Source organism: Novosphingobium sp. 63-713 (genome assembly GCF_001898925.1).
Lineage (GTDB): Bacteria > Pseudomonadota > Alphaproteobacteria > Sphingomonadales > Sphingomonadaceae > Novosphingobium.
The window spans coordinates 849,336-865,858 of the sequence record NZ_MKVS01000047.1; the positions used below are offsets into that span (position 1 = coordinate 849,336).

At 63.7% G+C, this 16,523-nt stretch carries 15 protein-coding genes and 1 pseudogene; 8 read left to right on the forward strand and 8 right to left on the reverse strand.

The window, feature by feature from the left end; all coding sequences use genetic code 11:
- Position 1: 1 nt before the first annotated feature.
- From BGP00_RS22340 to BGP00_RS22370, 7 genes are all read right to left on the reverse strand, one after another.
- Complete coding sequence (locus BGP00_RS22340) at positions 2-793, reverse strand: cyclase family protein (RefSeq protein ID WP_292689153.1); 792 nt, start codon at positions 791-793, stop codon at positions 2-4.
- A complete protein-coding gene (locus tag BGP00_RS22345; protein ID WP_292689155.1) occupies positions 790-1,947 on the reverse strand; it encodes an alpha/beta fold hydrolase in 1,158 nt (385 codons plus the stop codon). Before BGP00_RS22345 ends, BGP00_RS22340 begins: the two co-directional genes overlap by 4 nt.
- Before the next feature lie 14 nt (positions 1,948-1,961).
- Positions 1,962-2,405 carry a nuclear transport factor 2 family protein gene (locus BGP00_RS22350; protein WP_292689157.1) on the reverse strand — a complete coding sequence of 148 codons (444 nt, stop codon included), beginning with the start codon at positions 2,403-2,405 and terminating at the stop codon, positions 1,962-1,964.
- A complete protein-coding gene (locus BGP00_RS22355) occupies positions 2,405-3,307 on the reverse strand; it encodes a VOC family protein (RefSeq protein ID WP_168604394.1) in 903 nt (300 codons plus the stop codon). Before BGP00_RS22355 ends, BGP00_RS22350 begins: the two co-directional genes overlap by 1 nt.
- 16 nt (positions 3,308-3,323) lie before the next feature.
- Positions 3,324-4,439, reverse strand: a complete 1,116-nt coding sequence (locus tag BGP00_RS22360) for an FAD-dependent oxidoreductase (protein ID WP_292689159.1) — start codon at positions 4,437-4,439, stop codon at positions 3,324-3,326.
- A 142-nt stretch (positions 4,440-4,581) separates the two neighbouring features.
- Positions 4,582-5,490 carry a LysR family transcriptional regulator gene (locus BGP00_RS22365; protein WP_292689161.1) on the reverse strand — a complete coding sequence of 303 codons (909 nt, stop codon included), beginning with the start codon at positions 5,488-5,490 and terminating at the stop codon, positions 4,582-4,584.
- Positions 5,491-5,604: 114 nt separating this feature from the next.
- Positions 5,605-7,818, reverse strand: a complete 2,214-nt coding sequence (locus BGP00_RS22370; RefSeq protein ID WP_168604397.1) for a TonB-dependent receptor — start codon at positions 7,816-7,818, stop codon at positions 5,605-5,607.
- Positions 7,819-8,349: 531 nt separating this feature from the next.
- On the opposite strand from BGP00_RS22370, the gene BGP00_RS22375 reads away from it, so the two are divergent.
- The 5 genes from BGP00_RS22375 (at position 8,350) to BGP00_RS22395 (ending at position 13,176) form a co-directional block, all read left to right on the forward strand.
- The gene (locus BGP00_RS22375) at positions 8,350-9,558 is read left to right on the forward strand and encodes an MFS transporter (protein WP_292689163.1); all 1,209 of its coding nucleotides are present in this window, start codon (positions 8,350-8,352) and stop codon (positions 9,556-9,558) included.
- A gap of 4 nt (positions 9,559-9,562) precedes the next feature.
- Positions 9,563-10,558 carry a TIM barrel protein gene (locus tag BGP00_RS22380; protein WP_292689165.1) on the forward strand — a complete coding sequence of 332 codons (996 nt, stop codon included), beginning with the start codon at positions 9,563-9,565 and terminating at the stop codon, positions 10,556-10,558.
- 65 nt (positions 10,559-10,623) lie between these two features.
- Entirely contained in the window at positions 10,624-11,454 is an 831-nt protein-coding gene (locus BGP00_RS22385; RefSeq protein ID WP_246870211.1) for an alpha/beta hydrolase, read from the forward strand.
- Between the two features lie 4 nt (positions 11,455-11,458).
- Positions 11,459-11,845: a DUF6379 domain-containing protein gene (locus tag BGP00_RS22390; RefSeq protein WP_168604400.1), complete on the forward strand. Its 387-nt coding sequence runs from the start codon at positions 11,459-11,461 to the stop codon at positions 11,843-11,845.
- Positions 11,842-13,176, forward strand: coding sequence for a family 1 glycosylhydrolase (locus BGP00_RS22395; RefSeq protein ID WP_292689167.1), 1,335 nt, complete (start codon positions 11,842-11,844; stop codon positions 13,174-13,176). Before BGP00_RS22390 ends, BGP00_RS22395 begins: the two co-directional genes overlap by 4 nt.
- Here BGP00_RS22395 and BGP00_RS22400 read toward each other — a convergent pair.
- Positions 13,173-14,084, reverse strand: a complete 912-nt coding sequence (locus tag BGP00_RS22400; RefSeq protein ID WP_292689169.1) for an NADPH:quinone oxidoreductase family protein — start codon at positions 14,082-14,084, stop codon at positions 13,173-13,175. The genes BGP00_RS22395 and BGP00_RS22400 overlap by 4 nt on opposite strands.
- Before the next feature lie 236 nt (positions 14,085-14,320).
- Here BGP00_RS22400 and bktB point away from each other — a divergent pair, with 236 nt between their 5' ends.
- The 3 genes and pseudogenes from bktB to BGP00_RS22415 form a co-directional block, all read left to right on the forward strand.
- Positions 14,321-15,511 (forward strand): beta-ketothiolase BktB, encoded by a 1,191-nt coding sequence (bktB, locus tag BGP00_RS22405; protein WP_292689171.1) that lies wholly within the window; start codon positions 14,321-14,323, stop codon positions 15,509-15,511.
- Positions 15,511-16,302 (forward strand): enoyl-CoA hydratase-related protein, encoded by a 792-nt coding sequence (locus tag BGP00_RS22410; protein ID WP_292689173.1) that lies wholly within the window; start codon positions 15,511-15,513, stop codon positions 16,300-16,302. The genes bktB and BGP00_RS22410 overlap by 1 nt, the downstream gene beginning before the upstream one ends.
- Before the next feature lie 38 nt (positions 16,303-16,340).
- Positions 16,341-16,523: pseudogene (locus BGP00_RS22415) on the forward strand (electron transfer flavoprotein subunit beta/FixA family protein); the annotation flags it as partial.

A 16,523-nucleotide genomic window follows, 5' to 3' on the forward strand; every position in this document is an offset into this window, starting at 1 on the left:
ATTATTCCTCGATGATGGCCACGGCGCGGGTCCAGCCTGCGGATGCGCCCTTGATCTTGTGGGGGAAGCAGGAAACGGTGAAGCCATGCGGGGGCAGGGCCTCAAGATTATGCAGCTTTTCCAGATGGCAATAGCCGATATCGCGCCCGGCCTTGTGCCCTTCCCAGATGAGCGAGGTGTCGCCGGTTTGCGCCACCTTTTCCGCCGTCAGGGCAAAGGGCGCGTCCCAGCTCCACGCATCGGTGCCCGTTACGCGCACGCCGCGCGTTGTCAGATACATCGTCGCCTCATAGCCCATGCCGCAGCCGATGTTGACATAGTTGGGGTTGCCCACCGCCATGCCCGCGGCCGTATTGACCAGCACGATGTCGAGCGGCTGCAATTCATGCCCGATGCGGTTCAACTCGTCCTCGACATCCTGCGCCGTCACAACATAGCCGTCCGGCAGGTGGCGAAAGTCGAGCTTCACCCCGCGCTGGAAACACCATTCCAGCGGGATTTCGTCGATTGTCAGCGAGCGCTTGGCTTCGCCGCTGGCGGCGTCCATCGTGGGGTGGAAATGATAGGGCGCGTCCAGATGCGTCCCCGAATGCGTGGTCAGGCGGACCCATTCGGCGGCGGCGAAACCGGCCCCGTCGGGGGTCTGCTCGGCAGTGATGCCGGGGAAGAAATGGCCCAGTTCAGGCAGGGTCTCGCTGTGCACCTGATAGGTGATTTCCGGCTTCAGGAACGGCGGATCGGTGATCACATCGTTGCACAGCGTGATCGACAGGTCGATAAAACGGCGGCTCATGCGGTATATCCTCCCAGCGTTTCGGCGAACCAGTCGGCGATGTAATCACGGCCATAGGCCATGTTGTCGGCGCCTACATGTTCCACCCCGCCTTCGCGGGCGGTGAAAATCTTTAGCTCACGCCGGGGGCTGTTGACCAATTGATCGTAGCAATCGTGGGCATAGGAAACGCTGATCTGCCGATCATCGGCGCCGTGTGTGACCAGGAAGGGCACGCGCACCCCGCCCATATGGCCGTTGAGGTTCATGGCTTCGGACTTTTGAAGGAATTCCTCCATCGTTTCCGCGCCAAAGGCCCACATCACATGCGCCCAGTAATGCGGGACCGGGTTTTCGCCCTCGCGCTTCATGCGCTTGTCCTGCACCTCGCGCCAGTTGTGGTTGGCGCCCCAGCAGGCGCCCGAGGCAAAGCGCGGTTCATAGGCCACCGCGCGCGGGGCAAAATGGCCGCCCAGCGAAATGCCGGTCATGCCGATGCGCTTGGGGTCCACGTCGCTCCGGATCTCCAGCCAGTCCACCGCCTTGCTCGCCCAATTCTCGCTGTGCGGATCGACGGGCAGACCTTGCAGGCGCAGCGCCTCGCCGCTGCCGGGCTGATCGACGCAGAGGGTTGAAATACCGCGCTTGGCCAGCGCCTCGGGCAGGCGGCTCCAGTAGAGCAGCTCCTTGCAGCTATCCAGACCGTTGCAATAGACGACCACCGGGCGCGGGCCTTCGCCTTCGCCGCGGGTGTAAAGCGCGGGCATCGTGCCGGTGCTCAGCGGGATTTCCACGCGTTCACGGTTGATCTTGCCCAGCTTCGTCGATTTCTCGAAAGTGGCCATCGCCTTGGCATAGGTTTCCTTGCGGCCCGGCGCGCCATGGCCCTGCATACGTTCGGCCACGAAGAGATAGAGCGAGGCGCGCTCCAGCTTGGCGCTGGCCGAAAAGCCGCGGCCCTTGGCCTCATCCTCGGCGGCCAGCTCCACCAGCCTGTCACCCATCGCGGCCCATTGCTTCATGAAGGCCGGGGTTCCGGCATCGCCACCACCGGCGGCGGCATCGATGATCGGCTGGCACATATCGACGATCTCGCCGATCTGCCCGCCGCTTTCCAGAGCGATGGCGACCGACAGGTTCCAGATATAGTTGGGAAAGGGGGAATAAAGCGCCACGATGGGGGTTCCGTTCAGAAATAGGGATGCGGGTTGACGGTCTTGGTCTGAATGGGCTGCAAGACGTCCCAATGCTCGACGATCCGGCCATTCTTCAGCCGGTAGAAATCGGCCACCGTGCCGCCTTCACCTTCCGGCCCGGTGCGGCCATGCAGGTGGATCACCGCCTGATCCCCGTCGACCAGAATGCGCTTGATGACAAAGCGCGATCCGGGGCGGGTGAACATCGGTTCCAGGGCGGCGATGGCGGCCTCGCGGCCATCGGCGATGCCGGGGTTGTGCTGGATGTAATCGGGGGCGACATGATCCATGAACGCCCCGCGCACATCGCGCAGATCGTAAAACTTATGCGCGAAATCGGCCATGATGGCGCGATTGCGCTCGGTGGTTGAAGCGGGGCGCGCCTGCGCCGCCGGGGCAAGCGCCAACGCGACAGCCAGCAGGACGCGCCCGCGCATTATGCGTCGACCGCCACAAAGAGACCCGCGTTTTCATGCGGATGCGGCATGGTCTGCGGTCCGCCCACGCCAATGCCCCACTGGTCCATGACCATCGGTGCGGGCGTATAGACGGTGGCTTCGCGGGTTTCGAAGTCCACTTCTTCCAGCTCGGCGGTATATTCGGTGACGAAACCGCCCGGCGTGACGAAATAGGAGAACGTGTTGTCGCCCGCCGTGTGACGGCCCGGACCCCAGCGGATGTCAAAGCCCTTCTGCTTCAGGCGGTGGCCGCCGCGCATCATGCCGTCGACGCCTTCCATGTCATAGGCGACATGGTTGAGGCAGGCAGGCCCCGGCAGGATGGCAAAGCGGTGATGGGCATTGTTGCAGCGCAGGAAGCACATGAAGTCGCCCAGCCAGTCCGAAACCTTGAAGCCCAGCACATCGCAGAACCACGCGACCAGCGCCTTGTGGTTGGGCGAATGCAGCACGATATGGCTGATCTTGACGGGCACGCCTTCCCAGCGTGCGATCTCGCGCTTTTCGCCGCGCGCCACATCGGCGCTGATTTCCATCTGGAGCCCGTCCGGGCTGAAGAAGCGGAAGCCATAGCCGCCGCCCGGTGTGGTCAGCTCGCGCGGGGCGTGGACGATCTGGCCGCCTGCGGCCTCGACTTTGGCGGCCAGGGCATCAACATCGGCGCGCGTATCGGCCGACAGGGCGATGACATCGACACGGTTTTCCTCTGCCGCGCGCAGGCGGACCACGTGATGCTCGTCATGGCCCTGCGCCTTGAACCAGCGCATTCCGTCGCTCGAAGCCACCGGCTCCAGACCCCAGACATCGGTGTAAAAGGCGGCCTCGGCGTCCAGATCGGTGACGCCATAGCCCACATAGCGGATTTCGGTAACTCGGCTCATTCTTGTGTTCCTTGGATCAGATGGGCTGCGAGACGACGGCGAACATTTCCTGCGTCGCCTTGGCATTGTCGACGGGCGGGCCTTTGCCGATCTGGCCGTGGCAGATCTCGAGGCTCTTCTCGACGATGAACCGGCAGCGTTCAAAGCGGCGATTGCGGAAGGCGGCGAAGGCTTCCTCCGGCGTTGCGGCCTTGGCGATTTCGTCGGCCAGCACGATGCTGTCCTCCACCGCCATGCCCGCACCCTGGCCCAGATGCGGCGTGGTGGCATGGACGGCATCGCCGATCAGCACGACCCGGCCCACGTGCCAGTCGCCATAGAGCATCATGCCTTCGAGCGGGCGATAGACCACGCCTTCGTCATCGGTGATCTGCTGCGCCAGCGCCTGAATGGCGGGCGCGGTTCCGGCCAGCTTGCCGCGCATGACGGCCGCGATGCCTTCCTTGGGATACCACGGATTGTCCGGCTCGGGCGTGGTCACATACATATACATCAGCGTCTCGCTGATCGGCACGAGGCCCACGCCGGTCGGGCCGTTATAGACATGCAGCGCGTCCAGATCGGCCGGGCGCGGGAAGTTGTAGCGCCACACGGCTTGGCCAGTGAATTGCGGCTTGGGCGCGTCGGGCATGATGGTCTGGCGCGTTTGCGAATAGACGCCGTCCGCGCCGATTGCGATGGCATAGGTGCCCGTGCTGCCGTCCGAGAAGGTGACGTTGACGGCATCGCCGGTGTCTTCGATCGACTGCGCGGTGATGCCAAGATGGATCTGCGCGCCCGCATCCTTGGCCGCATCGCCCAGCAGCTTGTGGAGCGCGGGGCGGCCGATGCCCATATTGGCGGGCAGGCCGGGGGCGACCGGGTGGCCGGGAATGCGCGCGATCTTTTGCCCATGGGGCAGATAGATTTCAACCGCGTCAAAGCCCACGCCCGAGGCCAGATAGCCTTCGAGAATGCCCAGTTGCCGGGCGGCCGACAGCACGTTCGATTGCTGGATGATGCCGACGCCGTAAACCGACCAGTTGGGGTCGCGTTCGATGACGGTGACGCTATGGCCTGCCTTGCACAAGGCAATCGCGCTGGTCAGGCCGCCTATCCCGCCGCCGATGACGAGAATGTCGAGATTGTTCATGGCCGCGCCTCGTGCGCGGCGCCAAAGTGCTGGCGCATATGCTCTCCCCATGCGCCGCGTGGGGCGCGTTGATGGGGATATTTACCCGCGTGCGGGCCAATCTGTAAAAGTCATTGTCTGGATCAATGTCCATAAATTTTTTTTATGATGTAGTCTGGGCCGCCAATCGCAATTGCTCTCGCAGCCAGACCAGCCCCGCATCATCACGCCGCGCCTCGTGAAACTGCGCCATTTCGCGCAGGCGGGGGAAGGGGAAGGGCATGGGCGCAAAGGCCAGATCGAATTGCGGCATCATCGCGCGCACAAGACGTTTGTGCAAGACGGCAAGCCGCATCGTGTTTTGCAGAAACCACGGCACGCTGGCAAAGGAGGCGACCTCAATGTCGATCCGCCGCTGTCGCCCCATGCGGGCGAGTTGCGTGTCGGCAAAGGTGGCCGCGCGGCGCGTGCCCAGCGCCACGCCGACATGGCCGGCGGCAAAGAATTCATCTGCGCTCAGCCCCGAGGCAAAGATCGGATTGCCCGCCCAGCCGACCACGACCTGCTCTTCTTCATAAAGGAATTCAGAAGGATGCCAGGGCGCCAGCAATTGTTCGGGTGCGATCAGCAGATCAATCTTGCCGCCCTCCAGATCGTCGGCATTGCGCTCGGTGGGCTGCATCACCTCCAACTGGATCTGCGGTGCGGCGGCGGCCACGCGCTGCGCCAGAGCGACCAGCACCGCGACCATCACATAATCCGAAGCATTGATGCGGAACCGTCGCGTGGAGGTGGCCGGATCGAAACCGGCGGGGGTGGCGATGGCCTGTTCGACGCTTTGCAGGCTGCGCTGGATCTGGGGGTACAGGGACTCGGCAAAGGGCGTAGGGTGCATCCGCTTGCCCACCTGCACCAGCAGTTCATCACCGAAATAGGCGCGCAACCGGCGCAGCGAGGCGCTGGCGGCCGGTTGCGTGAGGCCGAGGCGTTCGGCGGTACGGGTGACGCTGCGCGTTTCCATCAGGGCGGAGAAAACCACCAGCAGGTTCAGGTCGAGCTGTTTGAAGCGCATGGTATGCCGTTCCTCTGCTTATGGGAAGGGCGATAGATCAGAATCGATAATAATGAAAGCGGGGCGGACATGCATGCCCGCCCCGCCATCGGAGAGATCAGAATTGCCGATCCATCAGAACTTCAGGCTGGCGCGCACGCCAAAAGTGCGCGGCGGCTGGAACTGATAGGTGTTCTTGCCCGCCACATAATTGCGCGCGCCATAGGCCAGCACCACCTTGTCGGTGAAGTTGCGGATGAAGGCGTCGATCTGCCAATTGCCCTTGGCGGGCTTGAAGTTGATCGAGGCATTGCCCGTCACATAGGCGCCCGAACGCGTGTCGGCATCGTTGAACACGTCATAGTAGAAGGCGGCCGAATATTTGCCGTCGATGCGCGGGGTGAACGTGCCGAAACCGGCCTCGATCGGGCGCTCCACGCCAAAGGTGGCGACGAAATCGGGCGCGTTGGGCAGGCGGTGGCCGCTGATGTCGCGGTTGTTGCCCGCGCCGTCGAGCACCGTGATGCCCTTGCCGAATTCGGTGTGCAGCAGCGCGATGTTGCTGTCGAGGCGGAAGCCCTGAACCAGCGCGACGGTCTGCAGTTCGGCGCCCATGATCTTGGCCGAACCCACGTTGAAAATGCCCGAGCCGCCCGAGAGCGCGTCGGTGCTGCGCGAGGCCTGATAGCCGCGATAGTCGAAGTAGAAGGCCGCCGCGTTCACCTGCAGATTGTTGCCAAAGAAGCGGTTCTTCGAGCCGATTTCCCATGCCGAGAGCTTTTCGGGCGCATAGGCCACCGAGGCCGCCGAGCCGTTCGAGTTGAACCCGCCCGCCTTATAGCCGGTGTCGAACTTGGCATAGAGCAGGCTGGTCGGCGTGACCTGATAGTCGACGCCGATGTGATAGGTCGGCTGGCTGGTGCTCATATTGCCGTTGCCCGGCGTGGTGAGCGTCAGGCCCGGCGCAAAGGGGCTGCCCAGCGCGGGCAGGAAGAGCACGGCATTGCCGGTGCGGAACTTGCTGTCCCAGGTGTTGCGCGCGCCCAGCGTGATCTTGATCTGATCATTCACGCGATAGGCGATCTGGCCGAAGACGGCGTTCGACTTGGTGGCGATGTTATAATCGAACTTGATGCCATAGACGCCCGGCTGGCCCAGCGCCGAGAGCGGCCCGCCCGGAGCGAACAATCCGGTCATCTGCACATTGTACAGGCCCGAATTGATGACATTGGTTTCCTTGAAGTTGAACCAGCCAAGCTGGAAGAACACGCGGCTGTTCGCATTGTTCGACAGGCGCACTTCGTGGTTCCAGGTGGTGGGGTCTTCGCCCTGGATGAACTGGCGCACGGCCGGATAGACCGGCCCGGTGGCATCGGTGTGGCGGCGGAAGCTGCTCTTGTCATAGCCGCCCGAGTAGATCAGCGAGAGCCCGGCGGGCAGCGCGTCATACACCGCTTCCCAACGCACGCGGTCGCCGGTCAGCTTGGTGGAGGAGGGGGCGGTGTTGGCAAAGCTCTTGGCATTGCCGAAATCGGGGCGCACGCCGATGGCCGAATCCATCGTCACGTCGCCGACATTGTCGACCTCGTCATGCTGATATGAGGCCCAGAGCTTGAGCCCGTCCACCGGCTTCCACGCGGCCTGGAAACGGCCCGAGCCGACCTTCTGATCGTCGCCGCGCAGCGCGGCGCCGTTGTAGAGGCCGGTCAGGTTGCGATAGCCGTCATGCGAATGATAGGTGCCCGAAGCGCGCACCTGAAACCGGTCGGAAACGGCAATGTTCACGCCCGCATCGGCGTCGAACGCATTGTAATTGCCGGTGCCGAGGGTGACATAGCCGCCGGTCTTGGCATTCGGGCGGTTGGTGATGATCGAGACAAGGCCGCCAGTTGAATTGCGCCCGTTGAGCGTGCCTTGCGGACCTTTGAGCACTTCGACGCGGGCCACGTCATACATCGAGGACTGAATGTTGAACGAGCGGTTGGTGTAGAAACCATCGCGCGCGATCGGCACCGAAGGGTCGCCGGTTTCGGTCACGTCGGTGGACGCGATGCCGCGCACCGCGACATAGGCCGCGCCCGTGCTGGTGGTGATGTTCAGGCTGGCGTCGATGCTGGACAGGGCCTGCATGTTCGTCACGCCCTTGGCCGCCAGATCGGCGCCCGAATAGACGGTCAGCGCAATGGGCGTCTTTTGCGAGGTGGTTTCCACGCGGCTGGCGGTGACGACGATTTCGGAAAGGCCGCCGGTCTTGGCCGAATCGCCGGCGGGCGCCTGATCCGCGGCATGGGCGGGCATGGCGAAAAGGCTGACGGATGCGCAAAGCGCTGCGGCAAGACCGCGGTTCATGGCAATTCTCCCAGATGGCCGAAGAGGCATTCGGCTTTTTGCAAAATTAAAACTCTTGTTCTAGATAATGAGCGTTCCGATCCCCTGTCAATATGGTTCGCAAAGGGCCGCGTTGCAGACAGGCAACAAACGCGCCGCCAGCGCGCCCGATCCGCAGCCCGCCTGAGGCCCCGTGGGGCCAATTTTGCCCGAAAAACCAATAGAGCGCGGTGATGCAAGATGGCCGAGAATGATTATCACCGCGTCTGCTCTGAAATGGCGCATTTGCGGCAATTTTGGTGGCTTAGATGCTTTTTTGCAACGAATCATTGATGGCAATATAGGCTGTTTCATAGATCCTGTTGATGCACCGATCCGATGCCGCCGCCGGTGCCGGAGTCGCACCCCAAGCCTGCGGAATTTTGCGTTCCGCGCTTCGCCAATCTGGCGGACGATCTTGACAAGGCGCTGCGCTCCGCTCTAACTTTCAGAACAAGAGTTCTAATTAAAGTCTGCGGCAACCCTATGCCAAGCCGCAATCGGGAGAGAGTCTTGAGCGTCCAATCCATCGCCCCGCGCAAGGCGGGTCCTGCGCAGGGCATAACGCTGGTCACAGTGGCCTTTTTGCCCATCGTGGCGATCGTTTCGATGTTTCCGGCCGTGCCCGCGATCATCGAACATTTCGCCGCGCGCGATCCGGCCGCCATCGCCAAAGTGCCCGCCATGGTGTCCGCGCCGGGGCTGACGATTGCCCTGCTGGCACTGATTGCCGGGCTGCTGGTCGACCGTTTCGGGCGACGCAGGCTGCTGCTGGTGTCCACCGCGCTTTACGGCTTTGTAGGGGTGGCGCCCTTCTTCCTCGACTCGATTGACCAGATCTATGTCTCGCGCCTTGCCCTTGGCGTGGCCGAGGCTGCGATCCTGACCACGCTCAACACGCTGGTGGGCGATTATTGGGACGAGAAGGACCGCCGCTTCTGGCTGACCATTCAGGGCCTTGCCGGACCATTTCTGGGCAGCGCGGTGATCTTTCTGTCGGGCTATCTGACGGCGGTGCAATGGAACGGGATCTTCCTCGTCTATGCCGTCGGCTTTCCCGCCTTCCTCGCCAGCGCGGCGTTTCTTTATGAACCGGCCAGTGATGCCACCGCCCGCAAGATGCTGGGCATGGACGAGGGAGCGGAACCTTTCCCATGGCGCAATGTGCTGACCTATGCGGGCGTCACCCTGCTGGGCAGCGCGCTTTATTACGTGTTCATCATCAATGGCGGCATCGTGTGGCAGGAAATCGGGGTGAAGGATCCCGCCGCCATCGGCCGCATGACCAGCATCCCCAGCCTGTTCGTGATGGTGGGCGCGGGCGTGTTTTGGTTCACCGGCAAGATGGGGCCGCGCTGGCAATTGTTCTCGCTCTTTGCGCTGCTGGGGGCGGGGCTGGTCACCATCGGGCTGATCCATGACTGGCGCGGCATGGTCGTGGGCATGGCCATTCAGCAGACCGGCGCGGGCATGGCCGTGCCCTGCCTTGTGGCATGGGCGCAAAGCCATCTGCCCTTTGCCCATCGCGGGCGGGGCATGGGCATCTGGACCGCGTGCTTTTTCTTCGGCCAATTCTCCTCGCCGCTGCTGGTCAGCCTGCTGCGCGAACATTTCGGCCATATGCAGGGCGCCTTTGTGGCGGCGGGGGTGTTTGGCCTCGTCTGCGCCATTCTGGTGCTGATCGTTGTTTCGGGGCGCGAAAAAGCCCCCACCGGAGCGTAAAATCATGACATCGAAGATCAAACGGGGCGTCAGCCTCTACAGCTTTCAGGAAGAGATGTTCCTCGGCAAAATGACCGTCGAGGATTGCGTGGCCTTTGGCGCCAGCATCGGCGCGCCGGGCATCGAAATCCTGCCCGAACAGAATATGCCGACCTTCCCCAACATCAGCGACCGCCAAGTTGACGAATGGCGCGATATGCTGGCCCGCCACGGCGCGCATTTCACCTGCTATGACATGTTCCTCGACACCAAGCGCCGCAAGGACCGCCTGATGACGGACGAGGAGCAGGTCGAAAGCATCCACCGCGACCTGATCCTGTGCAACCGCCTTGGCATCAGGAACATGCGCATCCTGATCTTCGTGCGCCCCGACATTCTCGAAAAATGTGTGCCGATGGCGGAAAAGCTGGACGTGCATATGGGCGTCGAGGTCCATGCGCCGTGGCATCTGGAGCATGCATGGATCCTGCGCACGATCGAGGTGGCCGACCGTCTGGGCACGAAGCATCTGGGTATCCTGCCCGACATGGGTATCTTCATGAAGCATTATCCGCCCGCTTTCCGCGCCCGTTTCGAACGCCAGGGCGCCCGCCCCGAAGTCACGCAATTCATCGTCGATCAGCACGAACAGAAGGTGATGTGCGAATACACGATCTTCGAAGTCGCGGTGAAGATGCAGGGCAACAAGGCCGAGGTGGCCATGGCCGAAACCCTGCGCCACGCTCCCTATGCCAACCCCAGGCGGATCGGCGATTACGCTCCCTATTTCCGCCATATTCAGGCCAAGTTCTATGAAATGAACGAGGATTGCACGGACCCTGCCATCGCCTATGACGAGGTGATCCCGGCGCTGGTCAAGGCTGGATGGGAAGGCACTTTATCCTCCGAATATGAAGGCAATCGCTGGATTCAGGACGTGCATGAGGTGGACAGCCGCGAACAGGTGCGCCGTCAGCATGTGATGTTCGAACGCCTGATCGCGCAAGCTGAAGCGGCATGAGGCGCGCGCTCGCCCTTGCCCCGTTGGCGTTGACGTTGGTTCTGGCCCCTGCGGCTCATGCTCAGATGCCGGGGCCCAGCCGCGAGACGATCCCCGCCCCCGCGCAAGCAGGCGCCATCACGCTCAACGCCGATGCGCCCGACCGCGAGGTCTGGCACCGCGACAACGGCCTGATCGCGGTGCGCAATGTCACGCGCCCGACGATCACGCCCTTCCTGCCCAAGGGCAAGGGAACCGGCGCAGCGGTGATTGTCGCGCCGGGCGGTGGCTTCCTCGGTCTGGCCATCGAAAAGGAAGGCTGGCAGATCGCCCGCTATTTCGCCGATCACGGCATTGCCGCTTTCGTGCTGAAATATCGCGTGCTGCCCACCCCTGCCTCGCAGGCTGAATTTGCCGACCAGTTGACCCGTGCGATCCGCGGCGAAAAGGTCGCCATGGCCAGCCCGCCCGAGGACACCCCGCCCGAGGCGCTGGCCGATGGGCTGGCGGCCTTGCGCTATGTGCGCGGCCATGCCGGGCAATGGGGCGTGGACCCGGCGCGCATCGGCTTCATGGGCTTTTCCGCTGGCGGTTTTCTGACCCGCAGCGTGGTGGAAAAGGCAGGCGCCGATATGCCCGCCTTTGTCGCCCCGATCTATCCCAATATGGCGGCGATGAAAGTGCCCGACAATGCCCCGCCGATGTTCGTGGCGATTGCGGCCGATGACTTTCTGCTGGCGCGGGCGGGCGGGCCAAAGCTGATCGATTCCTATCGCGCGGCGGGCAAATCCGTCGAGTTTCACCTCTTTTCCTCCGGCGACCACGGCTTTGGCCCCGGCGCGCCGGGCACGCCCACCGAAGGCTGGCTGGACGTGATGCGCCGCTGGCTGCGCACGCGCGGCATCATCAAGGAATAAAACCATGTTTGACAAATATATCATCGACCCCGCCACTGTTGCCAACACCGGCCCGGCCGATGCGCCCACCGGTTTCTCCTTCACCACCAAGCTGGGCTATTATCGCGGTCTTGGCCTTTCGATGATCGAGGATCTGAAAGTCTCGATCGACGGCGAGGCGCTCCCCCGCGAGGCGATCACGTTTGACGAAGGCGAAGGCCCGCTGACGCTGGACGAGATGGAGACGGCCTTTGACCGCCGCTGGCCCTTTGGCGCCCCCGCGACGATAACCGTGGCGCTGCCCGGCGGCTTTCCGGCGGGCGAGCACAAGCTCTCGCTGCAACAGCGCCTGCGCATTTCCTATATGCCTTTCCCGTCCTTCAACAATGACGAGAAGGTGATCAGCCTGTGATCGACCGCAGGGCCATGTTGGGCGCGACTGTCGCCCTTTCCGCTGCTCCCATGGCCCTGCACGCCGCAGGCAAGGGCAAGCCGTTCAACCCCGTTTTCCCCAAAGGCTTCCTCTGGGGAGCGGCCACCGCCGCGCATCAGGTCGAGGGGAACAACACTTCCTCGGACGTGTGGTTTCTCGAACATATGAAACCTACCGTCTATGCCGAACCCTCGGGCGATGCGGCCAACAGTTTCCTGCTGTGGGAACAGGATCTCGATCTGGTCAAAAGCCTGGGCCTCAACACCTATCGCTTCAGCCTGGAATGGGCGCGGATCGAGCCGGAGCAGGGTCTGTTTTCCCTCGCCATGCTCGACCATTATAAGGCGATGATCGACGGCTGCCATGCGCGCGGCCTTACCCCGGTCGTCACTTTCAACCATTTCACCACGCCACTTTGGTTCGCCGCGCTGGGTGGATGGCATGGCGATGATGCGCCCGCCTTGTTCGCCCGCTATTGCGACCGGGCCGCGCGCCATCTGGCGGGCGGCATCGCCTATGCCACCACGCTCAACGAACCCAACCTTTCGGGCAAGCTGGGCGAATTGCTGCCCGGCGATTTCGTGGGCGCGGACAAGGCGATGGTTGAGGCCGCCGCCAAGGCTTTGGGCGTGGCGGTCTATCAGCCGGGCAATCCGCTCTACGCGCCCGATGGCGCCCGCACGCAAAGGCATCTGCAGGAAGGCCACCGTCTGGGCCGCGCCGCGATCAAGGCGGTGCGCGGTGATCTGCCCGTCGGCGTCAGTCTGGCCATGCTGGACGAACAGGCCGCGCCGGGCCTGCCCAAGGGCGCGGTCAGCCTGCGCGATGCCAAGCGTGAGCATTTCTATGGCGAATGGCTGCGTCTGGCCAAAACGGATTGCGACTTCCTCGGCATCCAGAATTACGAACGCAGCGTGTGGACCGACAAGGGCAAGCTGCCCAACCCGCCCGGCGCCGTGACGAACACGATGGGGGCCGAGGTCTATCCGCCATCCTTGGCGGGCGTGGCGCGCTATGCCCATGCGCAAACCAATCTGCCGATCATGGTGACCGAACATGGTGTGGGCAGCGAGCATGACGAGATCCGCGCCAATCTGATCCCCGCCGCGCTGACCGAGTTGAAAAAGGCGATGGATGATGGCGTGCCGGTGATCGGCTATTGTCATTGGAGCTTGATCGACAATTACGAATGGGTGTTTGGCTATCGCATCCGCTTTGGCCTGTGCGAACTGGACCGCACCACGTTCAAGCGCACGCCCAAGCCCAGCGCCGGGGTGCTGGGCCGGATCGCGCGCGCTAATTCGGTCTAAATTTCCAGCGCCACCTTGCCCGCGATTTCGCGCGCGGCAAGGCGGCGCAGGATGTCCGGCCCTTCGTTCAAAGGAAAGACCTGCAGGGGCGGGGGCGGCATCGCGCCATTGGCCAGCATGGCGAACACGTCCGCCATATTGGCCCGGTGAATCGCGGGCGAGCGTTTCGTAAACGCGCCCCAGAACACGCCGACAATCGCTGCTGATTTAAGCAAGGGCAGATTGAGCGGGATGGCCGGAATCGCCCCGCTGGCAAAGCCGATCACCAGATGCCGCCCCTCGGGCGCGATGGCGCGAAAGGCGATCTCGCTCACACCGCCGCCGACGGGATCGAAGATCACATCATAAGGCCCAGCGCCCCTGATCGCCTCCTGCGAATTGTCGATCAAGACCTGTGCGCCCTGCTGCCGCGCCAATTCGCGCTTTTCCGCGCTGGAGGCCGCAGCCACCACCCGCGCGCCCATCGCCGTGCCCAGCGCCACTGCCGCAAGGCCCACCCCGCCGCCTGCGCCCAGCACCAGCATCCGCTCCCCCGGCATCAGCCCCGCGCGCTGGCGCAGGGCATGGATCGCGGTGCCATAGGTCATCAGCAGCGCGCTGCCCGTGGCGAAATCCGCGCTGTGGGGCAGGGCGACCAGATTGGCCGCATCGACCACCACCTGCTCGGCAAAGGCGCCCTGAACCGTCATCGCGCAGACCCGGTCGCCCACCTGCCAGCCCTGCACATCGGCCCCGATGGCGTCGATCACCCCCGCTGCCTCGCTGCCGGGAATGAAGGGCGGTTCGGCCTTCACATGATAGCGCCCCTCGACCATCAGCGTGTCGGGGAAATTGACCCCGGCGGCATGGACGGCGATCCGCACCTGTCCTGCCCCCGGCTCCGGCATCGGCCATTCGCGCAGACGCAAGGCCTCGGCTATATCCTCATTTCCGAATATACCAATCTTCTCGCAGACCAGCGCGCGCATGGGCATCTCTCCGGCATCGGCCGCATGGGGCCTTTATGCGGATCAGTCTATTCAAATATGCACTCATATGCAAATTTATAATGGACAGTGCGGCGATCATCGCGCATAGAGCGGATAAGGCGAGCTGCCGCGAAGATGGTATGGCGGCATCGCCAATGCAAGAGAAGGATGTATCAATGAGCGCGATCTATATCGTCAGCGGCACGCGCACGGCGATCGGCGATTTTGGCGGCGGGCTGAAAAGCTTCATGCCTTCCGAGCTGGCGGGCCTTGTGGCCGCCGAGGCGGTGCGCCGCGCGGGCGTGGCGGCGGGCGATGTCGGCCATGTCGTTTTCGGCCAGGTCGTGCCCAGCAGTTCCAAGGACGCCTATGTCGCCCGCGTGGCGGCGCTCAATGCGGGCATTCCGGTGGAAACCCCGGCGCTGACGGTCAACCGCCTGTGCGGCTCGGGGCTGCAGGCGATCATTTCGGCCGCGCAGATGATGAAGCTGGGCGAGGCCGAGGTGACGGTGGCAGGCGGCGTGGAAAGCATGTCCAACGCCCCCTATCACGACCATGGCCAGCGCTGGGGCCGCAAGATGGGTGATGCGCAACTGGTCGATGCGATGCTGCAGGCGCTGACCGATCCGGTGGGCGGCTATCACATGGGCGTGACGGCGGAAAATGTGGCCGAGCGCCACGGCATCACCCGCGAGGCGCAGGATGCTCTGGCCGTCGAGGGCCATGCCCGCGCGGTCCGCGCCATCCGCGAGGGACGCTTTGCCGAGCAGATTTTGCCGATCGAGGTCAAAAGCCGCAAGGGCGTGACCGTGTTCGACACCGACGAACATCCGCGCGCGGGCACCAATGCCGAGAGCCTTGCCGCCATGAAGCCGGTGTTCAAAAAGGACGGCACCGTCACCGCCGCCAATGCCAGCGGGATCAACGATGGCGCGGCGGCCGTGGTGCTGGCCACCGGCGATGCGGTGGCGGCCAAGGGGTTGAAACCGCTGGCCCGGATTGTCAGTTGGGGCCATGCCGGGGTTGAACCGGCGCTGATGGGCGTGGGGCCGGTGCGCGCGGTGCCGGTGGCGCTGGCGCGCGCGGGGTTGACGCTGGCCGACATGGACGTGATCGAGGCCAACGAAGCCTTTGCCGCGCAGGCACTGGCCGTGGCGGGCGAACTGGGCTTTGACCCGGACAAGCTCAACCCCAATGGCAGCGGCATTGCGCTGGGCCATCCGATCGGCGCGACGGGGGCGATCCTGACGGTAAAGGCGGCCTATGAATTGCGCCGCACCGGCGGGCGCTATGGCCTGATCACCATGTGCATCGGCGGCGGTCAGGGCATCGCCATGGTGATCGAAAACGTGATCGAGGCGGTGTGATGGCGGACTATCGCTTCATCAAGGTTTCGCGCGCGGGCGATGTGGCCACGATTGCGCTGAACCGGCCCGAGAAGTTGAACGCGCTGACGCCCGCGCTGTTTGGCGAATTGGGAGATGCGGTGGCCGATGCTGCGGCACAGGGCGCGCGGGCGCTGGTGCTGACGGGCGAGGGCCGGTTCTTCTGCTCGGGCGCCGATATTGCCCCTGATGGCGCGGGCTATGAGGGTCTGCCCGAGGATCTGGGGGCGCTGCTCGACGCGGCCTATAATCCCTTTGCGCGGCAATTGGCGGCGCTGAACATCCCGGTGGTGACGGCTTTGAACGGCCCCTGCGCGGGGGCGGGCATGAGCATCGCGCTGGCGGGCGATATCGTGGTGATGGGCCAGAGCGGCTATCTGCTGCTGGCCTTTGTCAACATCGGCCTGGTGCCCGATGCGGGCGCAACATGGCTGGTGGCGCGCAGCGTGGGCCGTGCGCGGGTGCTGGAAATGGCGCTGCTGGGCGAACGCATGGGCGCCGATGAGGCGAAGGCGGCGGGGTTGGTCATGCGGGTCGTGGCCGATGATGCCGTTCTGGGCGAGGCGCAGGCGCTGGCCGCGCGTATGGCCGCCGGGCCAACCCGCGCAATGGGCCTGATTCGCCGACAGGTGGCTTTTGCGCTGGAACAGAGTTTCGATGCGACGCTGGATGTGGAGCGGGAAAACCAGTCGATGGCCGGTCGCACCGGCGATTTCGCAGAGGCGATCCGCGCCTTTGGAGAAAAGCGCAAGCCGCAATTTTCGGGCCGCTAAGGCCTTGGTTCAGATCATGATTTGAAAAAGGTGCAACCATGAAGTGTTTGGTGCCGATCAAGCGGGTGCTTGATTACAACGTGAAGCCTCGAGTGAAGGCGGATGGGACGGGCGTTGACTTGTCGAATGTGAAGATGAGCATGAACCCGTTTGACGAGATCGCGGTGGAGGAGGCGGTACGCCTGAAGGAGAAGGGCGCGGCCACGGAAGTGGTTGTCGTT